Annotated in this window: 4 protein-coding genes; 2 read left to right on the top strand and 2 right to left on the bottom strand. The window is 72.1% G+C overall.

Annotated features, from left to right (window positions below):
• Positions 1-39: 39 nt before the first annotated feature.
• Positions 40-297, bottom strand: a complete 258-nt coding sequence (locus GH736_RS20645; RefSeq protein ID WP_159606656.1) for a hypothetical protein — start codon at positions 295-297, stop codon at positions 40-42.
• The gene (sigK, locus tag GH736_RS20640) at positions 294-872 is read right to left on the bottom strand and encodes an ECF RNA polymerase sigma factor SigK (protein WP_235934568.1); all 579 of its coding nucleotides are present in this window, start codon (positions 870-872) and stop codon (positions 294-296) included. Before sigK ends, GH736_RS20645 begins: the two co-directional genes overlap by 4 nt.
• 253 nt (positions 873-1,125) lie before the next feature.
• Between sigK and GH736_RS20635 the strand changes: the two genes are divergently transcribed.
• Together GH736_RS20635 and GH736_RS20630 are read left to right on the top strand one after the other, a co-directional pair.
• The gene (locus tag GH736_RS20635) at positions 1,126-1,788 is read left to right on the top strand and encodes a fasciclin domain-containing protein (RefSeq protein WP_159606654.1); all 663 of its coding nucleotides are present in this window, start codon (positions 1,126-1,128) and stop codon (positions 1,786-1,788) included.
• A gap of 169 nt (positions 1,789-1,957) precedes the next feature.
• A partial coding sequence (locus GH736_RS20630) for a CvpA family protein (protein WP_159606653.1) occupies positions 1,958-2,790 on the top strand: 833 nt, incomplete at its 3' end.

Here is a 2,790-nt window from a genome sequence, read left to right as displayed (position 1 = left end):
GCGCCGTCTCATACCGTCGAGAAGTTCCCACTAGATCAACTACTGGCCGGTCCTGTTGGCGACGGTGTCGAGCATGGCCGCCCGACCCATCTGGATTGACCATGGTCGCGTTCCGGATCGCGCGTAGGCGTCGACCTCGTCACGCAGCTCGGCCGAATCGGCGAGCACGCGCTCGAACGCCGCCCGTTCGTCGGCGTCGAGCGCATCGAGCGCGTAGGCCGCCGCGAGCCCGCGGTACGCCTCGACGGAGGCGGGCCGGCGATCGGCGGTGTCGTCGGGTCGCTGCTCGTCGCTCATGTCGTCACCCCCAATGCCGTGCGGAGCCGGATCATGCCGTCTCGCAGGCGCGTCTTGACCGTGCCGAGCGGCACCTGGAGTCGTTCGGCGATCTCGCTCTGCGTGAGCCCGCCGTAGTACGCGAGCGTCACGCACTCGCGCTGCAGGTCGCTCAGCTCGCCGAGCGCGCCCTGGACCCGCTCGTGCTCGACGCTCGTCTCGGCGGCCTCGGCCACGGTGTCGACGGGCACGTCGAGGTCGCGGACGCCGATGCGGAGGTCGCGATCGCGCGAGGCCTGTGCCGAGCGGATGCGGTCGACGGCACGGCGGTGCGCCAGCGTGAACATCCACGAGAGCGCATTGCCCTTCGTCGCGTCGAAGCGGGCGGCGGACTGCCAGAGCTCGAGGTACACGTCCTGCGTCACCTCCTCGGCTTGCGCCGGGTCGACGACCAGGCGGCGGATGAGGCCGAAGAGGCGCGGCGCCGTCTCGTCGTAGAGCGCACCGAATGCCACGCGGTCACCGCGCCCGACCAGAGCCAGTAGTTCGTCGATCGTCGGGCGCGACGCCGAGGTGCGATCGCCGTCGTCTGCCATTGCGTCAAGCATGACAGATCGGTGCTGCGGCGCGGCACCGGTTGCGGCGCGCGCCCGAAGGAGGGCCGGTGCACGGCTCATCCCTCGGCGGGGGCTGGGGTGGTCACGGGGATCCTGCTCTCTCGGGTCGTCGGTGATTCGCAGCCGAAAGGCGTTCCGATTGGTCGGGACCGGTCCAATCCGTTCCCGGGGCCACGCCGAACCCCTCGCATCGGCCCCGAACGAGGCCGATCTTCCACGAAGGAGTACACCGATGCGATCCTCGTCACGCAGCACTCGCACCGCCATCGCCGCCGCCTCGATCGTCGCCCTCGCGACGCTCGGCCTCGCCGGCTGCAGCGCGAGCGGAGCCACCACCGAGAGCGAAGAACCCACGATGTCCGAGTCGGCCGAGCCCACCGAGGAGGCCATGGCGGATCCCGCGGCCGACCTCGTCGGCGCCGGTTGCGCCGCCTACGCCGAGGAGGTGCCCGACGGGGCCGGGTCGGTGGAGGGCATGTCGGCCGACCCCGTCGCGACGGCGGCGTCGAACAACCCGCTGCTCACCACCCTGACCGCGGCGGTCTCGGGACAGCTGAACCCCGACGTCAACCTCGTCGACACCCTCAACGGTGATGAGTTCACCGTGTTCGCCCCGGTCGACGACGCGTTCGCGAAGATCGACCCCGCCACGATCGAGGCCCTGAAGACGGACTCCGCGACCCTCACGAGCATCCTCACCTACCACGTGGTGCCCGGCCAGATCGCGCCTGAGGACCTCGCGGGGATGCAGACCACCGTGCAGGGCGGCACCGTCGAGGTGACCGGCTCGGGCGACGACCTCATGGTGAATGACGCCGCGGTGATCTGCGGCGGCGTGCACACGGCCAACGCGACGGTCTACCTCCTCGACACGGTGCTCATGCCCCCCATGTAGCACCGACCGTGCGAACGGCTCCGACGATCCGGCGTCGGAGCCGTTCTCGCGCGTGCCGGCGGCGCAGGCTGGGCGCGTGCGCCGGGCGCGCTTGCAGGTGTCTCCGAGCCGGATGCCGCAGGCTGGTCCTCCACGGACGTGCGACCCGACACGACGGAACGGAGCCACCATGGCCTGGAGCCTGCTGCTCGACGTGTTCCTCGTGCTCGTCTTCATCGCCGCGGCCGTGCACGGGTACCGCGCCGGACTCCTCCGCACCGCCGCCGGCCTCATCGGGCTCATCCTCGGCGGCATCGCCGCGTACCTCGTGATGCCCTGGGTGTCGGGGCTCGTGCCTGCGCCCGAATGGCGCGCGCCCGCGGCGATCGCCACGGCACTGGTGCTCCTGTCGCTCGGAGCCTGGCTCGGCGCGTTGGTCGGGCGCGCGCTCAGCCGCGGCGCTCGCGCCGTGAAGCTCGGGATCCTCGACCGCGTGCTCGGCGCCATCGGCAATCTCCTCGTCTCCGCCTTCGTGGTCGCGCTCGTCGCCTCGGGCGTGTCTGCGATGGGCGTGCCCGTGCTCTCCCCGGCCGTCGCCGGCTCCCGCGTGCTGACGGCGCTCGACCAGGTCACGCCCGCGCCGACCCGCACCCTGCTCGCCGAGATCCGCACGGCCGCGCTCGGCCAGGGCATCCCCTGGCTGGTGGAGGTGCTCGACGCCCCGACCGAGGCGCCCGAGTTGCCGTCGGGCGGCGTCGACGATGCGGAGCTCGCGCGCGCCGCGACGTCGGTGGTGCGCGTCACGGGCACGGCCTTCCAGTGCGGCAGCAACCTCTCGGGCAGCGGCTTCGTCGTCGCCGACGACCGGATCGTCACGAACGCGCACGTCGTCGCCGGCGTCACCGAGCCGATCGTCGAGGCGCCGGGGCAGCCTGCGCTCGCGGGCCGCGTGGTCGCCTTCGACCGCGAGAACGACCTCGCCGTGATCGCCGTGTCGGGACTGCTCACCCCGCCGCTGCCGAT

It is taken from the genome of Agromyces humi (assembly GCF_009720255.1).
Classification (GTDB): domain Bacteria; phylum Actinomycetota; class Actinomycetes; order Actinomycetales; family Microbacteriaceae; genus Agromyces; species Agromyces humi.
Note: the sequence above shows the minus strand (reverse complement) of the source record. Positions and strands in the feature narration are given on the sequence as shown.

What these genes read in the sequence shown, in the direction of transcription:
- GH736_RS20645 (WP_159606656.1), bottom strand. Translation starts at nt 297, where the DNA reads ATGAGCGACGAGCAGCGACCCGACGACACCGCCGATCGCCGGCCCGCC.
- GH736_RS20635 (WP_159606654.1), top strand. Translation starts at nt 1,126, where the DNA reads ATGCGATCCTCGTCACGCAGCACTCGCACCGCCATCGCCGCCGCCTCG.
- sigK (WP_235934568.1), bottom strand. Translation starts at nt 872, where the DNA reads ATGGCAGACGACGGCGATCGCACCTCGGCGTCGCGCCCGACGATCGAC.